This is a genomic window from Streptosporangium sp. H16, from assembly GCF_051918855.1.
Classification (GTDB): Bacteria; Actinomycetota; Actinomycetes; order Streptosporangiales; family Streptosporangiaceae; genus Streptosporangium.
In genome coordinates, this window is the sequence record NZ_JBPXMD010000007.1 from 78,364 (window position 1) to 100,652 (window position 22,289).

The following is a 22,289-nucleotide window of genomic DNA, read 5'->3' on the forward strand; positions in this document are numbered from 1 at the left end:
GTGACGCACGATGCTGGACACGCTGTCTTGTCTCGAGAGACTCGTTGCCGCGATACGACTGCACGCCGACCTTTCCGTACAACGGATCTCGTTCGGCGATCCCGCCTACGTCTACGTCCGCAACCGCTTCAGCAGCACCCTGGCCGAGACCGTGACCTGCTCCCCGGACGGCGGCTTCATCACGTCGTGGGGTTACCGGCTCGGCAGCAGCGAGAACATCGACGCCGCCGCGGCCCGGCTGGCCTTCCTGCTCGCCGCCCTGCCCACCCCCCGGACCTGACCGCCCGGACCTGACCGCCCGGACACGCCGCGACGGACGGAAGCCGGACGAGACTCCCTCCCCTCAGGTCCGCGTGGCGTAACGGGCGGGTGTGGTGCCGACGTGCCGGTCAGGTGTTCCGGAAGCACAGTGGTGTCCAGGTAGAGGACTTTCTTGCGGAAGCCGGCGGGGGTGACGGTCCTGCCGTCGTGCGGGACACCCGGCGGCAGGAGCACGACGGCGGCGGGGTCGGCGGCGCCGTGCCGGTGACGATCCAGCCCGAAGTCGACCGCCCCGGCATCGAGGATCATGAGATCCCACGTGTCGTGCGTATGGGCCGGGTAGGCGTGGTCGGTGAAGTGCGCGTGGAAGACCTCGGCGATGCCGGCGACAGGTGGCCGCCACGCCCTGATCGTCGGCGGCGGTCGGCGGGCGGTCATGCCAGAAACGTACAAGACGGACGGCCTGCGCGTGGGCCACGCTCGTCACATCGGCCACCGCCCCGACCGGGGCGGCCCTGTTCGAAAGGTGGCAGCGAATTGTCCGTTTCCCTGGATCCTGTCAACATCGCCCGCGCGCTGGACCGGTTCAGCGAGCTGTGGGCGCAGAAGAAGATCGCCGACCTCAACGACTACGAGATCAAGCTCGCCAAGCTCAAGGGGGAGTTCGTCTGGCACACCCACCCGGAGACCGACGAGCTGTTCCTGGTCATCAGCGGCCGGCTCACCATCCAGCTCAGAGAGGGGGACGTGGTCCTCGGGCCCGGCGAGCTGTACGTGGTGCCCCGCGGTGTCGAGCACTGCCCGGTGGCCGAGGAGGAGACGGCCATCCTGCTCGTGGAGCCCGCCGGCACGCTCAACACCGGTGACGCGGGAGGCCCGATGTCCAAGGCCGCCGAATCCCTCGGCTAGGGCCACGAGGCCACGGTCCTCGTCGCCGTGACCGGCCTCGACACGAGCCCTAGGAGGACTCGGCCGGCGCGTCGGGGAAGTCGGAGAGGGCGAGGCCGACCTCTCGGGCGGCGGCGACCCTGGCGTGGTGGAGCATCCTGCTCCGTGACATGTTGCCGGTGTGCAGGGTGTACCGGACCACGAGGCCGTCGAGCATGCCGTCGATCCGCTCGGCCGAGCCCAGGGGGTCGTCGCAGGTGAACTCGCCCGAGGCCACACCGTCGGCGATCACCTGGCTGAGGATCTCGATCCAGGCGCCCTCGAGCTCCAGCAGGATGGTGCGGACGTGCTCCTCGCGCACCCCGACGGCCCAGGCGTCGACCCAGAGGATCCAGCTCTGGTCGGAGCGGGAGGCCGGGATGTAGAAGCGCAGGACCCGGTCGAGGAGCTGGACGGCGGTGCCGGGGCCCGCGACGATCTCTTTCAGCCGCTGGATCTCGGAGTCGCTGGTGCTGCGGAGCATCTCGGTGATGAGATCGTCCTTGGTGGCGAAATGGTAGTGGATCAGCCCGCCGCTCACGTTCGTCGCCCTGGCGATGTCGGCGACGCGGGTGCTGGCCAGCCCGCGCTCCAGCACGACCCGCCTGGCGGCTTCAAGGAGCTCCGCTCGGCGCTGGTCGGCCTGGTCGGCGCGACTGCTGCGCGCTCCTCCTCCGCTGTGCACGGCGCAAGACTACAGCAGCGCGGGGCCACCGCCTCACTACTCCTGATTGGCCAATCAGTCAATAGTTTCACCCCGGTCTCACCGGCCGTATCCGGTCACCGTACGAGCGGCTCACGCGCCCGCGGCGGCGGGGGACCGGGTGGGAGAGCCGGGCAGGCGGAGGCGGGCGAGGGTGCCGCCCCCCGCGGCGTTCTCCAGGTTCACCTCTCCCCCGGCGTCGCGCACGGCCTTGGCCACGATGGCCAGCCCCAGTCCCGAGCCGGGCATGCTGCGGGCCGAGGACGACCGCCAGAACCGGTCGAACACGTACGGCAGCTCCTCCTCCGGGATGCCGGGGCCGTGGTCCCTGACGGTCAGCTCGCCGTCACGGAGCCGCACGCTCACCGGATCGGCCCGGTCCGCGGAGAACTTCACCGCGTTGTCCAGCAGGTTCACCACGGCCCGCTCCAGGGCGGCCTGGTCACCCCACAGGTACCAGGGGCTCAGCTCCACCTCGATCGCGGTGTCGGGGGCGCGCAGCCGGGCCCTGCGCACGGCCGCCTCGACGGCGTCGTGGAAGGCGACCTCGACGTGCGGCTCGTGCTCGTCCTCCGAGCGCGAGAGCTGGAGCAGGTCCCCGACGAGCGTGGACATCTCCTCGAACTGGGCCTTGAGGTTGGCCAGCAGCCTGCGCTTGGGAGCGGCGTCGAGGGGGCGTCCGGCGTTCTCGCTGCGCAGCAGCAAGTCGATGTTGGTGCGCAGGCTGGTGAGCGGGGTGCGCAGCTCGTGGCCCGCGTCGGCGATCAGCCGTCGCTGGCGCTCGCGGGACCCGGCCAGCGCGGTGGTCATCGCGTTGAAGGAGACGCCGAGCCTGGCGATCTCGTCGGTGCCCTCGACCGGGATCCTGGTGTCGAGGTCCTCGGTCCTGGCGACGTGCTCTACGGCCTCGGTCAGGCGGCCGACGGGGCGCAGCGCCGTACGGGAGACGAGCAGCCCGGCGGAGGCGGCGCCGAGCACGCCGAGCGCGGTGACCCCCGCGAGGATCCAGGCGAGCGCGGCGAGGGTGGAGCGGACCTCCCCCAGGGACCGGGACTCCATGACCGCGAGACCAGGGCGGACGTTCCTCGTCATCACCCGGACCTCCTCGCCGCCGTCGGTCACGCCGTTCCTCAACGCCCGCCCGCCCAGGGGGCCGTGGGTCAGGGCCAGGTCCGCCGGGGTGACCTTGACGGGCGTGGAACCCGCCACGCACCTCCCGCCGTCGGCGTAGACCAGCTGGATGGGCGGCAGGCGGAACGGCAACCTGTGGCCGGCCATCTCTCCCCGGTCTCCCGGGACTCCCGGGACTCCCTGCCCTCGCGGCCCTCCCGGCCCTCCCGGACAGTACGGCCCGATCCACTCCATGCCCTGCGGCCGTCCCTCCAGCGAGCCGTCCACCTGCCGCAGCAGCTCGGCCCGCACGACGAACCAGCACAGCGCCGCGCACACCGCGATCGCCAGCGCCACGGCCGCCGCCACCAGCAGGGTCAGCCGGGAGCGCAGGGAGCGGCGACCGTTCACGCGGAGGCCCGCAGCACGTAGCCGACGCCCCGGACGGTGTGGATCAGCCGGGGACGCCCGCCGATCTCGGTCTTGCGGCGCAGGTACATGACGTAGACGTCGAGGGAGTTGGAGGACGGCTCGAAGTCGAAGCCCCACACCTCGCTGAGGATCTGCTCGCGGGTGAGCACCTGGCGGGGGTGGACCATGAGCAGCTCCAGCAGCAGGTACTCGGTGCGGGTCAGCTCCAGCGACTCGCCGGCCCGGGTGACCTCGCGGCCGGCGACGTCCATCCGCAGGTCGCCGAAGGTCAGGACCGCGTCGTCCTCGGCCGCGGGCGCGCTCAGGGCGCCGCGCCGCAGCAGCGCCCTGACGCGCGCCAGCAGCTCGTCCAGCTCGAACGGCTTGACCAGGTAGTCGTCGGCCCCCGCGTCCAGGCCCGACACCCGGTCGCCCACGGCGTCGCGGGCGGTGAGCATGAGCACCGGCAGGTGGTTGCCCGCCGCCCTGAGCCTGCGGCAGGCGGTCAGCCCGTCCAGCCGGGGCATCATGACGTCGAGCAGGACCAGCTCGTACGGCTCCCGGTCGATCGCCTCCAGCGCCGCCTGGCCGTCAGAGGCCAGGCCGACCCGGTAGCCCTCGAACTCCAGGCTGCTCTGCAACGCCTCCCTGAGCGCGGGCTCGTCGTCCACGACCAGCACCCGCGCCGCCTCACCATCGGCCATGGCCTCCACGGTAGACGTCCTTCATGAGAGCCGGATGAACGCCTCCACCGGCGGCCGCCCCGCTCCGACCGACCTCACCCCGGCCAGGCTCGGCTCAGGTGAGCAGCGCCATGGCGGCGTTGTGGCCGGGGATGCCGCTGACGCCGCCGCCGCGCCGGGCGCCCGCGCCGCAGAGCAGGACGCGCTCGAAGGCGGTCTCCACCCCCCACCGCCCCGGCTCCCCGTACGGCCAGGACAGGTCGCGGTGGAAGATGTGCCCGCCGGGCAGGCCCGCCTCGGTCTCCAGGTCGACCGGGGTCTTCGCCTCCAGGCAGGGCCGGCCGTCGGGGGCGCGCAGCAGGCAGTCCTCGACGGGCTCGGCGAGCACCGCGTTCATCGAGGCGAGCGTGGCGCGCAGCGCGGCCTCGCGCGCCCCCGCCGGGTCCTCCCGGAACAGCCTGGCGGGCATGTGCAGGCCGAACAGCGTCATCGTGTGGGCTCCGGCCTCGCGCAGTTCCCGGCCGAGGATGGAGGGGTCGGTCAGCGAGTGGCAGTAGACCTCGGCCGGGGGCAGCGAGGGGATCCGCCCGGCCGACGCCTCCGCGTACGCACGGGCGAGCTGGTCGCGGCCCTCGTTGATGTGGAACGTGCCGCTGAACGCCGCCGCGGGGTCCACGCCGGGGTCGCGCAGGCGCGGCAGCCTCGAGAGCACCATGTTGACCTTGAGCTGGGCCCCCTCCGGGACGGGCTCGGCCCCTCCGAGCAGCCGGGCGAGCACGGCGGGCGGCACGTTGGCCAGGATCCGCTCGCCCGTCACCGTGTGCTCCCCGCCCGCGTCGCGGAAGGCGACCTCGCCCGAGGGGTCGACCGCGAGGACCTCGGCGCCGGTCAGGATCTCCGCCCCGGCGGCGCGGGCGGCGTCGGCGAGCGCGCCCGACACCGCGCCCATGCCGCCGACGGGGACGTTCCAGTCGCCGGCCCCGTCGCCGATCACGTGGTAGAGCAGGCAGCGGTTGGCCAGCAGGCCGGGGTCCGAGGGGTCGGCGAAGGTGCCGATGAGGGCGTCGGTGAGGACCACGCCGCGCACGGTGTCGTCGGCGAACCGCTCGTCCACCACCTCGCCGACCGGCCGCTCGAACAGGTCGCGCCAGGCCTCCTCGCCGACGAGGTCCCGCATCGCCGCCCGGTCGGCGAGGGGTTCCAGCAGCGTCGGCGCGACCCGCTCGGCCACGTCGGCGGTCATCCCGTAGAAGCGCCGCCACGCCTCCAGCTCGCCGTCGCCTCCGGTGACCCGGGCGAAGGACGCCGCGGTCCGCGCGGCGTCGCCGTTGTCGACCAGCAGCCCGGTCTCCCCCACCGGCGTGTACGAGGCGTACCGGCGGCGGCGCAGTGCGATCTTGAGTCCCAGGTCGGCGACGACCTTCGAGGGCAGCAGGCTGACCAGGTACGAGTAGCGCGAGAGCCGGGCGTCGACCCCGGGGAACGCCCGCGCCGACACGGCGAGGCCGCCGACGTGACCGAGGCGTTCCAGGACGAGGACGCGCCGCCCGGCGCGGGCGAGGTAGGCGGCGGCGACCAGGCCGTTGTGGCCGCCTCCGACGATCACGGCTTCGTAGCGAGAGCGGAGCACGAGACTTCCCGATGAGGTGAGGTCTTCCCGATGAAGGGAGGTGAGGGGACGCGGGGCCGGGGACGCGGCCGTCAGAGACCCGTCTGCCAGTGCGGCTCGGGGCAGAGCACGCTCGGCGTCTCGACCATCACCATGCGCCTCACCATATCCCGAATCCCGAAATGCCTAAATATCGCCGTACTGGCAGCCACAAGCGCAACCGCACGCGCTCCACCGCCCCCACCCGCCGGCAGCCGCACACGCCCCATCGCCCCGCCGCCCCACCCGTCGGCAGCCGCACACGCCCCGCCGCCCCGCCCGCAGGCAACCGCACGCACCTCCGCCCGCACCTCGCGACCATCCGGATCACCGCCCCTCGCGGGCGGCGGAGAGGGTGATCGTGAGGAGGGTGGCGGCGGGGCCGGTGGGGGCACGGCCGTCGCGCCAGACCGCCCGCAGCCGGCGCGTGAGGTCGATGTCCCTCGTGGGCACCTCGACCAGGCGGCCGGTGGCCAGCTCGGCCTCCACCGCGTAGCCGCTGAGCACGGCGGGGGCGGCGCCCTCGCGGGCGGCGCCCTTGACCGCGGCGTTGGAACCGAGCTCCAGCTTCGGGGCGGCGACGTCGTGGCCGGTGAGCGCGAGGTCCAGCGTCTCGCGAGTGCCCGACCCCCGCTCGCGGACGACCAGCGGGGTGGCGGCCAGTTCGGCGGCGAGCAGCGGGGTGCGACGGCGCGCCCACGGGTGCCCCGGCGCGACCACCACCACGAGCCTGTCGGTGGCCACCACCCGCGACACCAGCCCGGCCGGGACCGAGGGCCCCTCCACGAACCCGAGCTCGATCTTCCCGCCGATCAGCCTCGCCACCTCGGCCGAGTTCTGCACGTCCAGGCCGACCTGGACCTGGGGCTCGCGGCCCTGGAGCTCCCCCAGCCAGCGCGGCAGCAGGTACTCGGCCACCGTCATGCTGGCGGCGATGTGCAGGTGCGCGGCCCGGCCGCGCCGTACCGCCTCCGCCCCCCGCATGAGCTCCTCCGCCGCCGCCAGCACCTGCGCGGCCCAGGCCGAGACCATCACGCCCTGCGGGGTGAGAGTGGACCCGCGCGGGGTGCGTTCCAGCAGCGGCAGCCCGAGGCGGCGCTCCAGCAGCGAGATGCGCTTGCTCACCGACGGCTGCGCGACGCCTGCGGCCCGGGCCGCCTGGCCGAGACTGCCCAGGCGTTCCACGTCGACGAGCAGGCGCAGGGATTCGAGGTCGGGCAGCTCGCTCATAGCGCCAGGCTATGACCTTCCAGGAAGGTGATGGCTACCGGCCTCCCCGCGCCGCGCCGACACTCGGGGGATGCCCGTCTCCCCCTCCCCGCTCACGCGTTCTCCCGACCCCGCCGCGCACACCCCCCAGGCACCCGTACGACCGGCGCCGGCGACGAGACCCGGGGTGATCGCAACACTCGGAGCGCTCGCGCCGGGGCTCGGGGCCGCGGCCGTCGCGGTGGTCCTGGCGACGGCCGCGACCAGGATCGTTCCCGGGGTGAGCGCCGCCGTGATCGCGGTGGTCCTCGGGGTCGCGCTCACCAACCTCGGCGGCCTGCACCGGTCGCTGGCCCCCGGGCTCGGGTTCGCCGCCCGCCGGGTGCTGCGCCTGGCGATCGTGCTGCTCGGCCTGCAGATCGCGCTGCCGGAACTGCTGGCGCTCGGCTGGCGGGCGCTGGCGGTGGTCGCCGTGGGGACCGGCGTCACGTTCGCCGCGACGCGGTGGATCGGAGGCCGTGTGGGGGTGAGCCCGCACAGGTCCCTGCTGATCGCGACCGGCGTGTCCGTCTGCGGGGCGGCGGCCGTGGCCGCCATGCACGAGGTCGCGGAGAGCGACGACGACGACGTGGCGGCCGCGGTGAGCGTGGTCGTCCTGTACGGCAGCGTCTCGATCGTCACGCTGCCCCTGCTCGCGGGGGTGCTGGGGCTGACCCCGCACCAGCTGGGCCTGTGGGCCGGAGCCTCGGTCCACGAGGTCGCGCAGGTGGCGGCGATCGGCGCGGCGGCCGGGGCGGGGGTGCTGGTGAGCGCGGTGGCCGTCAAGCTGGCCAGGGTCGTCCTGCTCGCCCCGATCGTCGGGCTCACCTCCGTCTCCCTGCGCCGTGCCGCGGCCTCCCCGCGCCGTACCGCGGCGGAACGCCCCGAGGCCGGGCGGGCGACGCGACGCCCGCCGGTGGTGCCGCTGTTCGTCGCCGGGTTCGTCGCGGCCGTGGCGGCGCGGAGCCTGGGCGTGGTGCCGGCCGGGATCACCCGGGTGGTCCCCGATCTGACGGCGGTGCTGCTCGCGGCGGCGCTCTTCGCCCTGGGCACCGGTGTCGACCTGCGGAGGCTCGTGCGGGGTGGGCGGTCACTGCTCCTGGGCGGGATCGCCACGGTCATCATCGGCGGGATCTCACTGCTCGGAGTGCTGGTCATTGGCTGATCTTTGGGTGGACGTCTCCCCGCAACCGCCGTAACGTGCTCTTTTTGGGGAAGACGGTGTCGTTTACACCGTTCCAAAAGCAAGCAATGATTACGACCTCGGACAAGGAGACAGAACCAGCTCATGCGTACCACCCGACAGTCCCTCTCCGGCATGCTCCGCCCCTCCAGCGAGGTGGCCGAGGCACTGGAGCAGGGCGCCCCGATCGTGGCGCTGGAGTCCACGATCATCTCCCACGGCCTGCCCCAGCCCCGCAACCTCGAGGTCGCGGTGGAGCTGGAGCAGATCGTCCGGGAGGCCGGGGCTGTGCCCGCGACGATCGCGGTGCTGGACGGCGTGGCGCGCATCGGTCTCGACAAGAGCGAGCTGGAGCGCGTCGCCGGTGAGCGCGGGCTGCGCAAGCTGGGCTTCCGCGACCTGCCCGCCGCCGCCGCGCTCGGGGCGAGCGGGGCGACCACGGTCTCCGCCACCTCGTTCCTGGCAGCCAGGGCGGGCATCCGGATCTTCGCCACCGGCGGTCTCGGCGGCGTGCACCGCGGGTGGACCGAGAGCCAGGACGAGTCGGCCGACCTCGACATGCTGAGCCGGACCCGCATCACCGTGGTCTGCGCGGGCGTGAAGTCGATCCTGGACGTTCCGGCCACCCTGCAGCGGCTGGAGACGCGCGGCGTCACGATCGCGGGGTTCCGCACCGACGAGTTCCCCGGCTTCTACCTGCACTCCTCGGGCGAGCCTGTCGACTGGCGGATCGAGACCCCGGACGAGGCCGCGGGCATCATGCGGGCCCAGGACGCGCTCGGCGGCCCGGAGACCGCGCTGATCGTCGCCAACCCGGTGCCGCTGCCCGAGCAGCTCGACCCCGAGCTGCACGACCGGGTCCTCGCCGGGGCCCTCGCCGAGGCGGAGCGGCGGCAGATCACCGGTCAGGCCATCACCCCGTTCCTGCTGGGCTACCTGGTGCGCGGCACCGACGGCGCCTCGCTCGAGGCGAACCTGGCCGCGGTGCGGGGTAACGCCCGCGTCGCCGGGCAGATCGCGGCCTCCTGGAGCCGGGGAGACTGAGGGCACCGTGGCCGGAACGGGTCTGCTGGTCATCGGCGACGTGGTGACCGACGTCGTCGCACTTCACGGTGGGTCCGCCAGGAGCGGCCTGGCCGTCGGGACGGACACCGCCGCCGACATCGTGCTGCGCCCCGGGGGGTCGGGGGCCAACACGGCCTCCTGGGCCGCCCGGCTGGGCGCCGACGTGCGGATCCTGACCAGGGCGGGCTTCGACACCGCCGACTGGCACGCCGCCGAGCTGCGGCGATTCGGGGTACGGCCGCACCTGCGGGTCGACCCCGACCGGCCCACCGCGGTGGTGATCGCCATGGTCGACGTGACCGGGGAGCGTTCCATGCTCACCAACAGGGGCGCGGGCGGGCACATCGGCACGGGCGACTGGGACGAGAGCCTGCTCGACGGGGTGGGTCATCTCCACCTGTCCGGGTACACCCTGTTCGCCGAGCCGGGGCTCCAGCTTTCCCGGCTCGCCATGGCCGAGGCGTCCCGGCGCGGCGTCTCGATCAGTGTGGACCCGGCCTCGACCGGTTTCCTGCGCTCGTTCGGCGTCGAGCGGTTCGTCCAGGAGACCCTGACCGCCCAGCTGATCATCCCCAACCTGGACGAGGCACTGCTGCTCACCGGCGAGGCCACCGCCGAGGGGGCGGCCGAGAGCCTGAGCCTCCGCTACGGCGCGGCGGCGGTGAAGCTCGGATCCCGCGGCGCGTTGATGGCCAGGGACGGAAAGTTGGCCGCTCGGGTTCCCGCGCTCACCACCGAGGTGGTTGACTCCATTGGAGCGGGGGACGCGTTCGCCGCCGGGCTGCTCACGGCCCTGCTGGGCGGGGCTGCGGACGAGGCCGCGCTGGACGCCGGACGCCGCGCCGGGGCGGAGGCCGTGACGGTCCTGGGCGGACGTCCACGTGTCCTTCCGTCTGATTTGGGTACTAAGGAGCTTTACCCTCTTAACACCAATTGATAGCTTGCGGCGTAAGCTGCACCATTAGCCACACGCGTCACTTTGGGGAGGTTACGGTCCGCCGATGGATGCCGAGTCATCGATCTGCCTGAGTGATCTGGTCCCGGCCCTGCGCTGGAGCCGCCCCCAGCAGGTCGCCGAAGCCCTGGCCGACCCCCGGCTGCCCGCCGGCTGGTGGTCGTCGGTCACCTTGCCCAAGGCCCTCGGCGCCGCGGGGCTCGACTGGGTCTGCGACCGGCTGGCCCGGCTCTCGCTGTCACGCTGGGACCATCTGCCGTTGAGCGACGTGCTGCCCGCGCTGCACGTCCACACGGTCGACCCCACCCTGCCCGGCTGGCCGGAGCCCGCGCGCTCGGCCATCGCCGGCCTGGGCGGCTGGAACCGCCTGCGCCGCCTGACTGCGGGAGACCTGAGCGGGCCCGCGACCGGGCCCGCGACGTCCTCCCCCGAGATCGTGGTCACCGCCGTGTTCCGCGAGGTGCTCAGCCGCGTCCCGGGGATCGCCGAGCACGCCGCGCCGGCCGCCGTCCACGCGCAGGTCCCGCTCCAGGAGCGGGTCCAGAACCCGGCGCGGACACCCGCGCCACAGGTCCCCGCCCAGCCGTCGGCGCCGTCGGCGCCATCGTCGGCGCAGGATCAGCGGCAGGCGCCGGTCCCCGAACCGGCCGCACCGGAGCCGGTCGCGCCCAGCCCGCAGGCCCTTCTCAGCGACTACCCGCTGGTCCGCCTGGTCGACAACATGTTCAGGGACTGGAGTCCGCTGGAGCGCGCGGTCGCCGTCGAACGGCTCTTCGCGGTCGACCCGATCAGCCTGCGCGCGCTCGCGCACAAGCTGAACGCCGACCGCGACGCGCTCTCGGCGGCCCAGCGCGCCGCCGAGGAACGCATCCTGCTCTGGCTGCGCTCCTCGGAGTCCGCGCCGCTCACCGGGCACATGTTCGGGCTGACCGAGTGGCTGGGCTCCGCCGCCACCAAGGACCAGCTCATCGGTGCCGACCCCGCGCACCCGATCGAGGTCCCCACCCTGCGGACCCCGCTGTGGAGGGTGCTGGTCACGCTCATGCCCGACCGGCGGCTCCAGGACGACTGGCTCGTCGTGGGTGACCTGGGCGGCCTGCGCGAACGGACCCGCCAGCTCCTGGCGGGCAAACCGATCGACAGCGACGCGCTCAGGCTCATGGAGCATCAGCTCGGCATCCGGTCCCACTCGGTCCAGGCCTGGCTGGACGCCCTCGCCGCGAGCGCCACGCAGGAGGCGGCCCCCCAGGAGAGCGCCACCGAGGCGGTCAGGCAGCTGCCGCGCCGCACCCCGGGGGCGAACGGCCACCACCACCACCGCGGCGGGCAGCCGATCCCGCAGGTGAACACCGGCTCCATCGACCCCCGCGCCGCCCTGGCCACGCTGTCGGCCCTGGCGAGCGGGAACTCCAGGCCGCATCTGATCACCAGCCAGCGGGCCCCGCTGCACCCGCCCGCGAACCCGTCGTCCGACCCGACCCGCTGGCAGCGCATCGAGGTGACCAGCGACCACCTGCGGGGTGGCCCGGTGGCCGTGCCCGAGGGGTACGCCACCCAGCTGGGCATGCGTCCCGGCACGCTGCTGTCGGTCACCGGCCCCGGCGACAACGCGGTGGTCCTGGTCTGGCGGGACCACCCCGTCTTCGACTCCCTGCAGCCCGTCCTGATGCGCCTGAACGCCCGCCCGGGTGACCAGGTCTACGTCACCGTGGACGGCTACCGCCTGGACGCCCAGCTGCCCGCGTGATTCCGGCCCCTTTCCCTCAGGCCGTTTCCACGGCCCTGAGGGAAAGGGGCGGGTCCGCACCGGAGGGCGAGCCGCGAGGATGCGGCCGGGAACGCCATGAGTGGTCCGGGCGCCGGGCGACCGGCCCGAATCGCCCCGACGCCGGGCGGCGGCGGCCACCGGGGCGGGGTTTCTGACGGCGGATCCCGAATGCCGCTTTCCAGACGCGGAAATGGCCGACCATTCCCGGCTGCTCTTTTTCGGCGCTATGCTCTTGGGACTCAAGTGACTTGGTGACACCAGTGTGACCTGTTTTGCCGAACAGGCTCGCACTGTTGCCGATTCCTGCGGCTTTTTGTCAAGAAATTGTCATCGTTCGCCTAACAACGGGAGTCTGTATAGCTCTCTCCCTGAATTGCCTTGTGAGGTGTTCCCTAGAACGCGGACGGGGACGGTGGGCGACCAGGTCGCACCAGGGCCCGGGATCAGAGAGCGACGTCGAGCTAGCCGATGATAAGAATCGCCCGCGTCTGGCTGGGGATGACGTTCTCGACCGTGGGGTCACGAGCCGTGAGCGTCGCCTATCCCCTCCTGGCATTGGCACTGACCGGTTCTCCGGTGCAGGCGGGCTGGACCAGTTTCGCCCTGACCTTCCCGATCCTGGTCTTCTACATTCCGGCGGGCGTCCTGGCGGACCGGGTGGATCCGCGCTCGCTCATGCTCCTTACCGAGACCCTGCGGGGGCTGACCGTCCTCAGCGTCTTCCTCGCCCTCGTCCTCGGCCATCCGTCGCTGCCCCACCTCCTGGTGGCGGCCTTCCTCGAGGGCACGCTGTGGGTGGTCTACTCGCTGGCGGAGACCGCGCTGATCTCGTCCCTCGTCCCGAGGAACCAGGCCTCCATCGTGATGGCCAGGAGCGAGACGATCTCACACATCGCGGTGCTGGCCGGCAGGCCGCTCGGAGGATGGCTCTTCGGGCTCATGCACGCGATGTCCTTCGCGGTGAACGCGGCGCTGTTCTTCCTCGCCCTCCTCTCCCCCCTCAGCGTGGCCGCAGGGAAGGGGAAGGGCCGGCCGCTGTCGCACGCACTCCGCGAGCTGGTGGCCGGGGTGCGGAGCCTGGCGGGACGGCACCTGCTGCGGGAGATAGCCGACGGCTTCAAGGAACTCTCCCGGCACCCGTTCCTGCGCAAGGCCATGGCCCTGACCATGGTCACCAACCTGATGATCAACGCACTCATCATGATCTTCATCGCCGGGTCGGCGAACCTGCCCTCGTACCAGGTCGGCCTGGTCCTGGCCGCCGGGGGCATGGGCGGTGTGGCGGGATCGGGCCTGGCCCCCTACCTCAGGCTCGAACCGAGAAACTTCACGCTCTTCGCCCAGCTGTGGATATGGGTGCTGGCGCTCCTCATCGCGGCGTACGGGGAGGGGCCGCTCTTCTTCGGGCTCGCGATACTGCTGACCGGGTGCACCGGGGCGCTCAGCAACGTGGCCATCAGGACCTTCGAGGTCGACACCGTCGACCAGGGCAAGCTCGGACGGGTGATGAGCGTGCACCGGCTCGTCGCGCACGGCGCCGTGTGCGTCGCCGCCCCGCTCGGCGGAATCCTGGTCGCCGCGTTCGGTATCCGGGTGGCGGCCGTCATCCTGACCGTCGTGATGTTCGTCATCGCCACAGGGGTGACGTTCGCGTCGCTGCTGCGTCTCCACGCACGGCTGGGTCTCGCCGGGACGGCCAGGAGGGTCAGGGCGACCGGTGCCCAGGTGGGCGCGCGGATGCTCACGACCGGGCGAGCAGCCGATCCGCTTCCGCCGCGAGATGGGCAGGCAGGCCGGGCGCTCGCGCCGCCCTCGCCCTCCGGGCCAGATCTGCCGCCGACGCGGCGTCACCGGCCAGGGCGTGAACCCGGGCGGCGTACAGCAACGCCGGACCGTGATCTCCCGCCTCGGCCGGCACGGCCCTGATCTCCCGTTCCGCCTCGGGGAGACGCCCCAGGAGGGCGAGCGCGAGAGCGTGGGCGGCCCGGGTGGACGGCCACTGCAGCGGCCGGACCCGGTCGAGGTCACGCAGCGCCGCCTCCGCCCGGCCGAGGCCGGCGAGGATCTCGCCCCGCGCTCGCAACGCCTCGGTGATGTTCCCCTCCCTGCCCAGGACGTCGTTGAGAACGTCGCGCGCCGCGTCGGGATGGCCGTCGTACCAGAGCGCCCAGGCGAGCTCGGTCTCGATGTTCAGGTCGTTGGGCACCCGGCGTATCGCCGAGTACAGTTCCCGGACCGCGGCCGAGGGGCGTCCCTGGGCCAGCCGCAGCCGGCCGATCCCGGCGAGGAGGCCGCCGACGGCCGAGGTCGCCCCCAGCGTCTCGAAGTGGACCGCGGCGGTGCGGTAGTGGGAGACGGCCTTCTCGAAGTCCTCCCGCCGGTGCGCGACGTTGCCGAGGAAGGACTCGATCTCCGCCCGCATCCTGGTGTTGTCCCCGCACCGCGCCAGCGCCTCCTCGGCCTGCTTCGCGGCCAGGGCGAACTCCCCGTCGCGGAAGGAGAGCTCGGCGGCCCGCAGGTAGTCGTCGGGAAGGGAGCGGCTCTCGGCCCGCGCGACGACGACGTGGTCGTTCTGCAGGATCGGCTGGATGAGGCGCTCGTGCGACAGCTCGCACCATCGCGTGCCGGCCTTGATGTCCTCGCGCAGGATGTGGCGGTCGACCAGCGCCCTGACCACCGCGTTCGGCATGCCCGCGGTGACGGTCTCCCCCTGGTAGACGACCTCGCGGGTGCCGAGCTCGGTGATCAGGCAGCGGCGCAGCCAGCTCCTGAGCTCGGCGACGTCGTCGCCGAAGTGGTCGCGGGCCACCTCGGCGATCATCCGTTCGAAGAAGTCGGTGAGCGACCGGTCGGCGTTGGCGAACCTGCGGACGTGGTCAGAGGAGATGACCCGCACGTCCTCGGGCAGCGAGCGCCACATGGCCGAGCACACGACCTGCAGCTGGACGGGCTCGACCGCCTTGGCGTCGGCGACGACCTCCTCGCCGAGCGCCCTGCCGACCCTGATCATGCGCAGATCGTCCACCAGGCCCCGCGCCGCGCCGGGGGCGAACGAGCGTCCCGTCCCCTCCAGCGGCCCCTCGGTCGCCCGGACCGCGGCGGCCGTGTCGAGGGCGGTCAGCGAGAACCGGTTCCTGGCCATGCCCGCCAGTTTCGGCTCGTGGGGGAGGATCGAGGCGAGGTGGTCCTCCCTGATCGAGACGAGGAGGCGCAGGTTCGGATCGTCGTCCAGCGCCTCGACGAGCTGGCTGATGAACCACTCCCGGTACGGCTGGCGGTGGGCGAAGTCACCGAAGAGCTCCTCCGCCTGGTCGATCGCGGCCAGGGTGAGGACCGGGTCACCGTACGGGTCCTGGCGGGGCGGGCGCCGGCTCAGGAACTCGCGGATCGTCAGCCCGGCCAGCCGGGTGGGCGTCTCCGAGGGGGACCACGACGACAGCAGCGCGAACACGTGAGGGTTGTGCCGCGAGAGCGCGGCGGACGGGAAGGGCGAGCCGTGCGACACCCGGCCTATCGGCAGGATGTCGGTCCTGCCCGCGTCCAGCAGCGGGAGCACCCCGGCCTGGATCAGCGAGGTCTTGCCCACCCCGGACGGCCCGTACAGCACGGTCAGGCGCCCGGCCTGCCACAGGTCGGAGACCTCGCAGGCCTCCCTGTCGCGGCCGAAGAACTTGGAACCGTCCTCGCGGCGAAAGGCCCGCAGCCCGACGTAGGGCTGGTCGTCCACGTCGGGCCGGTCTCGGCCGGGGCTCGCGTCAGGGGTCACGGTACCGGTCCCATCCGCCGGCGCAGCTCACGGCAGAACTCCTCCGCCGTCCCCCAGAAGATGGAGATCCGCCAGTCTTCGTAGTATCTGGCCAGCTGGCGCTGGACCTCCAGCACGTCCGCCTTCGTGCTGGCGAGCGAGGGCGCGAGCTGGACGCTCACGTGCCTGCGGCGGTTGATCCCGGGAACGGCCTTCAACAGCCCGTGGAAGAGCACCCGGAACGTCCAGTCCTGCAGGCTGTATCCAATGAACAGCAGGGGCCTTCTGGTCAGCGCCGCGAGGATGGAGGTGGGCAGCATCCGCTGGCCGCCCGCGACGCCGTCCACCGCGAGGTTGGTGAGGAACTCCAGGTAGTCGTCCTCGGCCAGCACGATCGACGCCGGATCCTGCAGATTGCCGTGCAGGTGGTAGATGAGCGGGGCATCGGGCCTGGGGTTCCAGCCCGCCTCGCTGCTGAACAGATCCTCCGCGTAGGCCAGCCCTTTGTTCCACGGGCAGATGGCCACGTTCGGCCTTTTCCCCACCGCTTCGAGCGAGCGCAGGATGAAGTCGTCGTAGTTCGTCGTCAGGTACACCGGGAGCGGGAAGCTCGCGAGCAGGCCGTGCGGCTCCAGGGGGTCCAGGAAGTCGGGCGCGCCCCCGGCGTCGAGCTCGTCGCAGACGCGCCTCTTCACATATACGGAATCCCCGTATCTCATCACCGCGAACTGCGTCACCCGGGGGAGATCGTGATCGTCCTCGAAGGGATAGTCCCATCGGCGTGCCATGTCGCGGCTCAGCGCCGTCCCCGTCGGCAGAGTCCCCACGCACGCCCCGGATCCCAGGAAGGGCGTGCAGTCTCCGCTGTTCAACTGGTCGAGCAGGCGCTCCCACTCGGCCTCCCCCATGTCGTGCACGCAGGGCACCGCCTCACGGACAAGAGGTCCAATCAGGTCATGGACTCGATGCCGTACGACTCTATTGGCATGGTCAATCCCCCCCGCGCGGGAAGGCACCCCTCGTATCGCCGACGCGACCGGAGTGGACGAATGATTCACGATCACCTTTCTGCCGCAACCCGGGTGAAACGGCAAGGTGATTCCTCAGATCGAACTCGTGAATCCCGCCGTCGGCTCCGCCGTCTCCAGCAGCAGCGGCTCCAGCATCCTCCGCAGCCAGGCCTCGTCGACCTCCGTGAGCCTCTCCAGGGAGAGGCCCTCAAGGTCGACGAGACCGTCCGACCTTGAATTGTCATCGCGCATGCGTGCTCCCATTCGTGTCGCGTCGCATCCGGTCTAGCCCGGATCGAGATTGCGGATGTCCCAAAAGTGTGATGCGACACCGCTTTCGAAAATCCCCGGGCCGTGTTTTTCCTCAATGTGATTCTGTAATACCCCACTCTTCGAATCAACCTTTAGGATGACCGTACGATCCCTTTGGCTAGAAAAAGGCGGAGGCCCGAGGTGGTGGAGCTTTCACACGCGGCGAACACGGTGCCGGAACGACAGCCCGAGGTCTGGGAGAAGGTGCCCCCCCGCAACAGGAACTTCACCGGGCGAGACGACATGCTCGTCAAGCTCCGCCAGGGCATCAGCACCGTCACCGCCGTCGTGCCCCAGCCCCAGGCGCTGCAGGGGTGGGGCGGTGTCGGCAAGACCCACCTGGCCATCGAGTACGCCCACCGCTACCGGTCGCACTACGACCTCGTCTGGTGGATCCCCTCCGACCAGCGCGTGCTGGTGCCGTCCGCGCTGGCGGCGATGGCGCCCCACCTGGGCCTGCCGCCGGCCTCGGCCACCGGCGTCGAGGAGGCCGCCGAGGCGGTGCGCAGGACGCTGCAGAGCGGCGTCCCCTACCGGCGCTGGCTGCTGATCTTCGACAACGCCGAGGAGCCGGGGCAGGTCCAGGAGTTCATCCCGCGCGGGCCGGGCCACGTCCTGATCACCTCGCGCAACCCCAAGTGGGAGGACCACTTCGAGACCCTCCAGGTCGACGTCTTCACCCGTGAGGAGAGCGTGGCGTTCCTGAAGAAGCGCCTGCGCCGGGAGGTCCCCGACGACGACGCCTCGCGGCTGGCCGAGCAGCTCGGCGACCTTCCCCTGGCCCTGGAGCAGGCCGGCGCGCTGCAGTACGAGACCGGCATGTCGGTCGACGAGTACCTGGAGCAGCTCGACGAGCAGGCGAGCAGGCTGCTGGGGGCGAACCGGGCGCCGGGATACCCGTTGTCGATGACGGCGGCCTGGAAGGTGTCGGTGTCGCTCCTGGAGGATCGCCTCCCCGAGGCCATCACGCTCCTGCGGTGCTGCGCCTTCTTCGGCCCCGAGCCCATTCCCCGCGACGTCTTCCGCAGGGGCAACAAGGCCGTCGTCCCCCGGCTCGGCAAGATCCTGTCCGATCCGATCCTGCTCGCCACGGCGCTGAGCGAGCTGAGGCGCTTCGCGCTGGCCAGGATCGAGCCCGCCACCCGCACCATCCAGGTCCACCGCCTGATCCAGGCCCTCCTGCGCGACGACCTGCCGGAGGAGGACCAGGCGGAGATCCGGCACGAGGTGCACGTGCTGCTGGCCGGCAGCGCCCCGAACGATCCCGACGAGAGCGCCAGGTGGCGCCGTTTCGAGGAGCTGGTCGCCCACGTCACCCCCTCCGGCCTGGAGGAGTGCGCGGATCCCACCGTCAGGCAGTTCGCCCTCAACGTCACCCGTTATCTCTACATATCGGGCAACTACCAGTCGGCCCGCGCCTTCCTCGAGAGCTTCGCCAAGAGATGGACCGAGGTCAGCGGGGCGAGGCACCCGGACGTGCTCGTCGCGCACAAGCACCTGGGCAACGTGCTGCGAGGGCTCGGCCAGTACTCCGCGGCGTACGAGACCGACCACCGGACCCTCGACGCCATGCGCGAGGTCTTCGGCCCCGGCCACGACGAGACGCTCCTGACGACCAACGGCTACGGGGCGTCCCTGCGGGCGCGCGGCGACTTCATCGCCGCCAGGAGACTGGACGAGGAGTCCCGGGCGGCCCACGCCGCCAGCCGGGGCGCCGACCACCCGTCCACCCTGCGCGTGCTCAACAACCTGGCCCTCGACTACGCCCTCACCAGCGACTACACGCAGGCGCGACGCCTGCACCAGGAGACGTACCTGGAGATGAGCGACGCGGTGGGAGGCATCGGCAGGAGCATCCTGCTGCTGTCGTGGAACGGCCTGGCCAGGGCCGTGCGGCTCTGCGGCGACTACACCGAGGCGTGCGACCTGGGCGAGGAGGCCTACGCCTACGGCGTCCAGGAGCTGACACTCGACCATCACGCCACGCTGCTGACGGCGAAGGACCTGTCCATCGCCAAGCGGCGCTCGGGAGAGGTGGCCGAGGCGCTGGACCTCGCGCGCGACACGCACACCCGCCTGCAGCGGCTCTTCGGGGACGAGCACCCCGACACGATGGCGGCCGCGATCAACCTCTCCAACGCCCTGCGAACCGTCGGCGACCTCGACGAGGCGTTCGCGACGGCCGACAGGACGGTCGCCCTCTACCCCCGGGTGTTCGGCGAGGAGCACCCCTACAGCCTCGCCTGCGGCGGCAACCTGGCGATCCTGCATCGCCTGCGAGGCGATGTCGCGACGGCCAGACGCCTGAACGAGCGGGCGGTGAAGGGCCTGGTCGCCAAGGTCGGCCAGGAGCACCACTACCCGCTGACGTGCGCCGTCAGCCTCCAGGCGGATCTCGCGGCGATGGGAGAGGCCGCCCGGGCGTGCGCGCTCGGCAGGGAGACGCTCGCCCGGCTGCGGGCCCTCTTCGGCGAGAACCACTTCCTGAGCCTGGCCTGCGCCGGCAACCTCGTCCTCGACCTGAGAGCCGCCGGCGAGAGGCGGGAGGCCGAGATCCTGCACGAGGACACGATGCGGCGGTACGAACGCCCGCTGGAGGCCGGCCACCCCGACGCGCTCCTCGCGAGCGAGGGCCGCCGCATCGACTGCGACTTCGACCCCCCGCCGATCTGACCGCCGGCCCGCCCCGCCGTTCCGCCCCGCCTAGTCCGCCCGGAACCGGGGGTTGCGCCTCTTCCACGCGTCGAGGTGGTGCTCGGCCTCGCGGAGGGCCTGGCTCTCCGCGGCGGCGTCCACCGGTTCCGCGGCACACTCCTCCAGCGTCTTCCTCATCCGGGCCACGAACTCCTCCCCGCGCTCGTTCAGGCCCCCACTCGCCAGCAGCGTGCCGGTGACCGCGTAGGAGGCCCGCCTCCAGCGGGCGAGCTCCACCCGCGCCCGGAAGGCCTCCTCCTCCCGCTCGAACCGGTGCTGCCTCCGCCAGAACTCCGCCACCCCGAGATAGGCGTACGACCCCTGCAGCAGGCCGTAGACGGGGCGCGGGTCGTCCCGCCAGGGCGCGTAGTAGCGCCTGCCGTCGTCCGGCAGGGTCAGCGGGATCACCTCGATCAGCGCGGTGAGCTTGGCGTGCTGGATCTCGTGCGCGAACGTGGCGGCGAGTCCCACGCCGTGCCACGGGTCCGACATGGCGATGGTCCCGAACGTCTCGCGCGAGGAGGCGCTGTTCTGTCCCCTCTCCGGCGCCTTGACGGGGGTGAGCACCGACACCGCGGAGCTCACCTCCTCCGCCACGGTCCCGTGGTGGGCGGCCAGGACGCGCCACGCCTCCCGCGTGTGCGTCTCCCACGCCCGAAGCCGCTCGCGCTCCAGCCGCGGCTCCACGACATCCTCCGCCGACCACCGGTACGGGTCGAGGTCGTCGACGACCAGGTCGAATCCCGTGGTCACCCGGAGCCTGTGCAGCGCCTGCCAGCCGGGCCGGTCGCCGGAGGGGTGGACGCGGACCCTCAGGCCGCAGACGTCGAGTTCGGCACCGTCCCCGTCCGGCCTCACCGTGACGTCGGCCGCGTCTCCCGCGCCGCCGGGCAGGACGAGGCGCCCCAGGGACGGCAGCATGATCGCGCCGTCGCGGACGGGCAGCCGGACGCGGCAGGCGGTCCGTGCCCGCACCGCGGCCACCGCGGCCAGCGCGCCCAGTTGCGCGGGGTCGTCGTGCGTGCCGTTCCCGCTCCTCAGGGACCGGTAGGTCCGCCACGCCCACGCCCCCACCGCCGGGTAGCGCAGCACGCGCTCGACCTCCTCGCCCGCCTCCCCCTCCAGGTCCGCCAGGAGGTCGTAGGCACGCGCCGCCAGGGCGGCGCCGGGGTGCCCCGCCGATCGCGCCTCGGTCGCGACACCGCGTACCAGCAGCCTGTTCTTGACGCGCTGGACCGCGCTCAGCTCGGCCACGGCCTCGGCTCCCCCCTCACCGGCCGCCAGCGTGAGAACCGTCGTGCCGGACACTCCCTGCGAACCGAGCCTCATCGACTTCCCTTCAGCCGGGCGACATCTCTCGCGAAGCTTGTACGAATGTGGGTGATCAGCCGGTAGAGGTCCGGACAGTAGACCGAGGGCCCCTTGAAACCGGCGGCCTCGCTGTACCTGTGCGCGTACAACCCGCCGCCGCAGACCGAACGGATGTCGCAGGCCAGGCAGACGGGAGCCAGCGCGAGCTCGCCGATCTGCCGGGCGGCCATGGCGGGGTGCCTGAGCGCGGCGTCGAACGAGTCGCGGAGCAGATGCAGGCGCGTCGCGGCCGCCCCGTGGTAGCTGGACTTCAGGATGTCCGACTGCTCGATGCTGCCGTCGGTCTCCACGACGGCCATCCGGGCGGGAGAGAGTCCCACCGTCTCGCTGCGCGAGGCGCCTCCCGCCAGCAGGCGCATGATCTCGCGGAACAGCCGGATCTCCGTCTGGTCGGCGGCCGAGCCGTACCACCGGTCGAAGATCGGCATCAGCCAGTCGGCGTACGGCGTCGCCTCCGCCTCCGGGAGGCGGTACGGCGGCGGGGTCGACCAGTTGCCGTGCGGGAGCAGGAAGTCGACGGCCGGCGGGTCGAAGTCGAGGAGCGCCTCGTAGGTCGCCAGCGGATCGTTGCGGACGTCGATGGTGCACAGCAGGCCGCTGAACAGGTGGTGGAAGGGGCCGGTGGTCAGCCTGCGGAGCGAGTCCGCGACGATCGCGTGGCTCCCCCTGCCGTCCGCGTAGCGCCTGTGCCGGTCGTGGCCCTCGGCGTAGCCGTCCATACTCACCCCGACGCGGATCTCCAGGCTGTCGAAGAGCCGCAGATAGGTCTCGTCCAGGCGCAGCCCGTTGGTCTGCACACCGACGCGGACGCGGGTCCCGACGTCGGCGGCGGCCCCCCTGATGGCGCGCACGGCGTGGGAGATGAGATCGGGTCCGGCCAGCAGGGGCTCTCCCCCGTGCAGGATGACCTCGACCTCGGCCAGCTCGTGGGCGAGCGCGTGCTCGGCGATGCGCCTGGCCGTGCAGTCGACGATCGCCTCCGACATGCGCCGCGGCTGGGCCTTCCAGGACTGGTCGGCCATCTCGTAGATGTAGCAGTGGCGGCAGGCCAGATCACACCTGCTGTGGATCTTCAGGATGAACTGCCGGAAAGCCGCCGGCCGCCATCCCGAGTCCAGCAATCCCCCGACATCGAGCGTCGCCGGGAACACGCTTCGGGGTGAGGGGATTACGGGTTCAAGTTTCTCCGGCAAAC

Annotated in this window: 18 protein-coding genes and 1 pseudogene; 8 read left to right on the plus strand and 11 right to left on the minus strand. The window is 72.1% G+C overall.

The features are described 5' to 3' along the window. Positions 1-10: 10 nt before the first annotated feature. On the plus strand, positions 11-280 hold the full coding sequence (locus tag ACTOQ2_RS13795; protein ID WP_440063685.1) for a hypothetical protein: 270 nt from the start codon (positions 11-13) through the stop codon (positions 278-280). Here the strand turns inward: ACTOQ2_RS13795 and ACTOQ2_RS13800 are convergent. After that, on the minus strand, positions 193-699 hold the full coding sequence (locus ACTOQ2_RS13800; protein ID WP_440099962.1) for an AraC family ligand binding domain-containing protein: 507 nt from the start codon (positions 697-699) through the stop codon (positions 193-195). The genes ACTOQ2_RS13795 and ACTOQ2_RS13800 overlap by 88 nt on opposite strands. Before the next feature lie 99 nt (positions 700-798). On the opposite strand from ACTOQ2_RS13800, the gene ACTOQ2_RS13805 reads away from it, so the two are divergent. Next, positions 799-1,170 carry a cupin domain-containing protein gene (locus ACTOQ2_RS13805; RefSeq protein WP_440099963.1) on the plus strand — a complete coding sequence of 124 codons (372 nt, stop codon included), beginning with the start codon at positions 799-801 and terminating at the stop codon, positions 1,168-1,170. Positions 1,171-1,219: 49 nt separating this feature from the next. Here the strand turns inward: ACTOQ2_RS13805 and ACTOQ2_RS13810 are convergent, their stop codons facing one another. The 5 genes from ACTOQ2_RS13810 to ACTOQ2_RS13830 form a co-directional block, all read right to left on the minus strand. Then, positions 1,220-1,873 carry a TetR/AcrR family transcriptional regulator gene (locus ACTOQ2_RS13810; protein WP_440099964.1) on the minus strand — a complete coding sequence of 218 codons (654 nt, stop codon included), beginning with the start codon at positions 1,871-1,873 and terminating at the stop codon, positions 1,220-1,222. Positions 1,874-1,984: 111 nt separating this feature from the next. Then, positions 1,985-3,412 (minus strand): sensor histidine kinase, encoded by a 1,428-nt coding sequence (locus ACTOQ2_RS13815; RefSeq protein ID WP_440099965.1) that lies wholly within the window; start codon positions 3,410-3,412, stop codon positions 1,985-1,987. Further along, complete coding sequence (locus ACTOQ2_RS13820; protein ID WP_440099966.1) at positions 3,409-4,116, minus strand: response regulator transcription factor; 708 nt, start codon at positions 4,114-4,116, stop codon at positions 3,409-3,411. Before ACTOQ2_RS13820 ends, ACTOQ2_RS13815 begins: the two co-directional genes overlap by 4 nt. 94 nt (positions 4,117-4,210) lie before the next feature. Further along, entirely contained in the window at positions 4,211-5,725 is a 1,515-nt protein-coding gene (locus ACTOQ2_RS13825; RefSeq protein WP_440099967.1) for a phytoene desaturase family protein, read from the minus strand. A 345-nt stretch (positions 5,726-6,070) separates the two neighbouring features. Then, positions 6,071-6,973, minus strand: coding sequence for a LysR family transcriptional regulator (locus ACTOQ2_RS13830; protein WP_440099968.1), 903 nt, complete (start codon positions 6,971-6,973; stop codon positions 6,071-6,073). 166 nt (positions 6,974-7,139) lie between these two features. Here ACTOQ2_RS13830 and ACTOQ2_RS13835 point away from each other — a divergent pair, with 166 nt between their 5' ends. The 5 genes from ACTOQ2_RS13835 to ACTOQ2_RS13855 all read left to right on the plus strand — a co-directional run bounded on the left by ACTOQ2_RS13835 (position 7,140) and on the right by ACTOQ2_RS13855 (position 13,888). Continuing rightward, entirely contained in the window at positions 7,140-8,156 is a 1,017-nt protein-coding gene (locus tag ACTOQ2_RS13835; RefSeq protein ID WP_440099969.1) for a YeiH family protein, read from the plus strand. A 123-nt stretch (positions 8,157-8,279) separates the two neighbouring features. Further along, a complete protein-coding gene (locus tag ACTOQ2_RS13840) occupies positions 8,280-9,218 on the plus strand; it encodes a pseudouridine-5'-phosphate glycosidase (protein WP_440063699.1) in 939 nt (312 codons plus the stop codon). A 7-nt stretch (positions 9,219-9,225) separates the two neighbouring features. Continuing rightward, positions 9,226-10,176, plus strand: coding sequence for a carbohydrate kinase family protein (locus ACTOQ2_RS13845; RefSeq protein WP_440099970.1), 951 nt, complete (start codon positions 9,226-9,228; stop codon positions 10,174-10,176). A 64-nt stretch (positions 10,177-10,240) separates the two neighbouring features. Beyond that, the gene (locus ACTOQ2_RS13850) at positions 10,241-11,941 is read left to right on the plus strand and encodes a hypothetical protein (protein WP_440099971.1); all 1,701 of its coding nucleotides are present in this window, start codon (positions 10,241-10,243) and stop codon (positions 11,939-11,941) included. A 489-nt stretch (positions 11,942-12,430) separates the two neighbouring features. Then, positions 12,431-13,888: an MFS transporter gene (locus tag ACTOQ2_RS13855; protein ID WP_440099972.1), complete on the plus strand. Its 1,458-nt coding sequence runs from the start codon at positions 12,431-12,433 to the stop codon at positions 13,886-13,888. A 100-nt stretch (positions 13,889-13,988) separates the two neighbouring features. Here ACTOQ2_RS13855 and ACTOQ2_RS13860 read toward each other — a convergent pair. From ACTOQ2_RS13860 to ACTOQ2_RS13870, 3 genes and pseudogenes are all read right to left on the minus strand, one after another. Then, a pseudogene (locus ACTOQ2_RS13860) lies at positions 13,989-15,728 on the minus strand (nSTAND1 domain-containing NTPase); the annotation flags it as partial. Then, on the minus strand, positions 15,725-16,615 hold the full coding sequence (locus ACTOQ2_RS13865) for an SIR2 family NAD-dependent protein deacylase (RefSeq protein WP_440064751.1): 891 nt from the start codon (positions 16,613-16,615) through the stop codon (positions 15,725-15,727). The pseudogene ACTOQ2_RS13860 and the gene ACTOQ2_RS13865, both read right to left, overlap by 4 nt. 195 nt (positions 16,616-16,810) lie before the next feature. Further along, positions 16,811-16,969, minus strand: a complete 159-nt coding sequence (locus tag ACTOQ2_RS13870; protein ID WP_362693074.1) for a hypothetical protein — start codon at positions 16,967-16,969, stop codon at positions 16,811-16,813. A 201-nt stretch (positions 16,970-17,170) separates the two neighbouring features. On the opposite strand from ACTOQ2_RS13870, the gene fxsT reads away from it, so the two are divergent. After that, positions 17,171-19,702 carry an FxSxx-COOH system tetratricopeptide repeat protein gene (gene fxsT / locus ACTOQ2_RS13875; RefSeq protein WP_440099973.1) on the plus strand — a complete coding sequence of 844 codons (2,532 nt, stop codon included), beginning with the start codon at positions 17,171-17,173 and terminating at the stop codon, positions 19,700-19,702. Between the two features lie 30 nt (positions 19,703-19,732). Here the strand turns inward: fxsT and ACTOQ2_RS13880 are convergent, their stop codons facing one another. Both ACTOQ2_RS13880 and ACTOQ2_RS13885 read right to left on the minus strand, forming a co-directional pair. Next, positions 19,733-21,052: an HEXXH motif domain-containing protein gene (locus tag ACTOQ2_RS13880; protein WP_440099974.1), complete on the minus strand. Its 1,320-nt coding sequence runs from the start codon at positions 21,050-21,052 to the stop codon at positions 19,733-19,735. Then, positions 21,049-22,245, minus strand: a complete 1,197-nt coding sequence (locus ACTOQ2_RS13885; RefSeq protein ID WP_440099976.1) for an FxsB family cyclophane-forming radical SAM/SPASM peptide maturase — start codon at positions 22,243-22,245, stop codon at positions 21,049-21,051. The genes ACTOQ2_RS13880 and ACTOQ2_RS13885 overlap by 4 nt, the downstream gene beginning before the upstream one ends. Between the last annotated feature and the right edge of the window lie 44 nt (positions 22,246-22,289).

Bases quoted from the DNA above. Each gene is read 5' to 3' on its own strand.
- ACTOQ2_RS13795 (WP_440063685.1), top strand. From the start codon at position 11: ATGCTGGACACGCTGTCTTGTCTCGAGAGACTCGTTGCCGCGATACGA.
- ACTOQ2_RS13800 (WP_440099962.1), bottom strand. From the start codon at position 699: ATGACCGCCCGCCGACCGCCGCCGACGATCAGGGCGTGGCGGCCACCT.
- ACTOQ2_RS13820 (WP_440099966.1), bottom strand. From the start codon at position 4,116: ATGGCCGATGGTGAGGCGGCGCGGGTGCTGGTCGTGGACGACGAGCCC.
- ACTOQ2_RS13830 (WP_440099968.1), bottom strand. From the start codon at position 6,973: ATGAGCGAGCTGCCCGACCTCGAATCCCTGCGCCTGCTCGTCGACGTG.
- ACTOQ2_RS13840 (WP_440063699.1), top strand. From the start codon at position 8,280: ATGCGTACCACCCGACAGTCCCTCTCCGGCATGCTCCGCCCCTCCAGC.
- ACTOQ2_RS13850 (WP_440099971.1), top strand. From the start codon at position 10,241: ATGGATGCCGAGTCATCGATCTGCCTGAGTGATCTGGTCCCGGCCCTG.
- ACTOQ2_RS13855 (WP_440099972.1), top strand. From the start codon at position 12,431: ATGATAAGAATCGCCCGCGTCTGGCTGGGGATGACGTTCTCGACCGTG.
- ACTOQ2_RS13865 (WP_440064751.1), bottom strand. From the start codon at position 16,615: ATGGGGGAGGCCGAGTGGGAGCGCCTGCTCGACCAGTTGAACAGCGGA.
- ACTOQ2_RS13870 (WP_362693074.1), bottom strand. From the start codon at position 16,969: ATGCGCGATGACAATTCAAGGTCGGACGGTCTCGTCGACCTTGAGGGC.
- ACTOQ2_RS13880 (WP_440099974.1), bottom strand. From the start codon at position 21,052: ATGAGGCTCGGTTCGCAGGGAGTGTCCGGCACGACGGTTCTCACGCTG.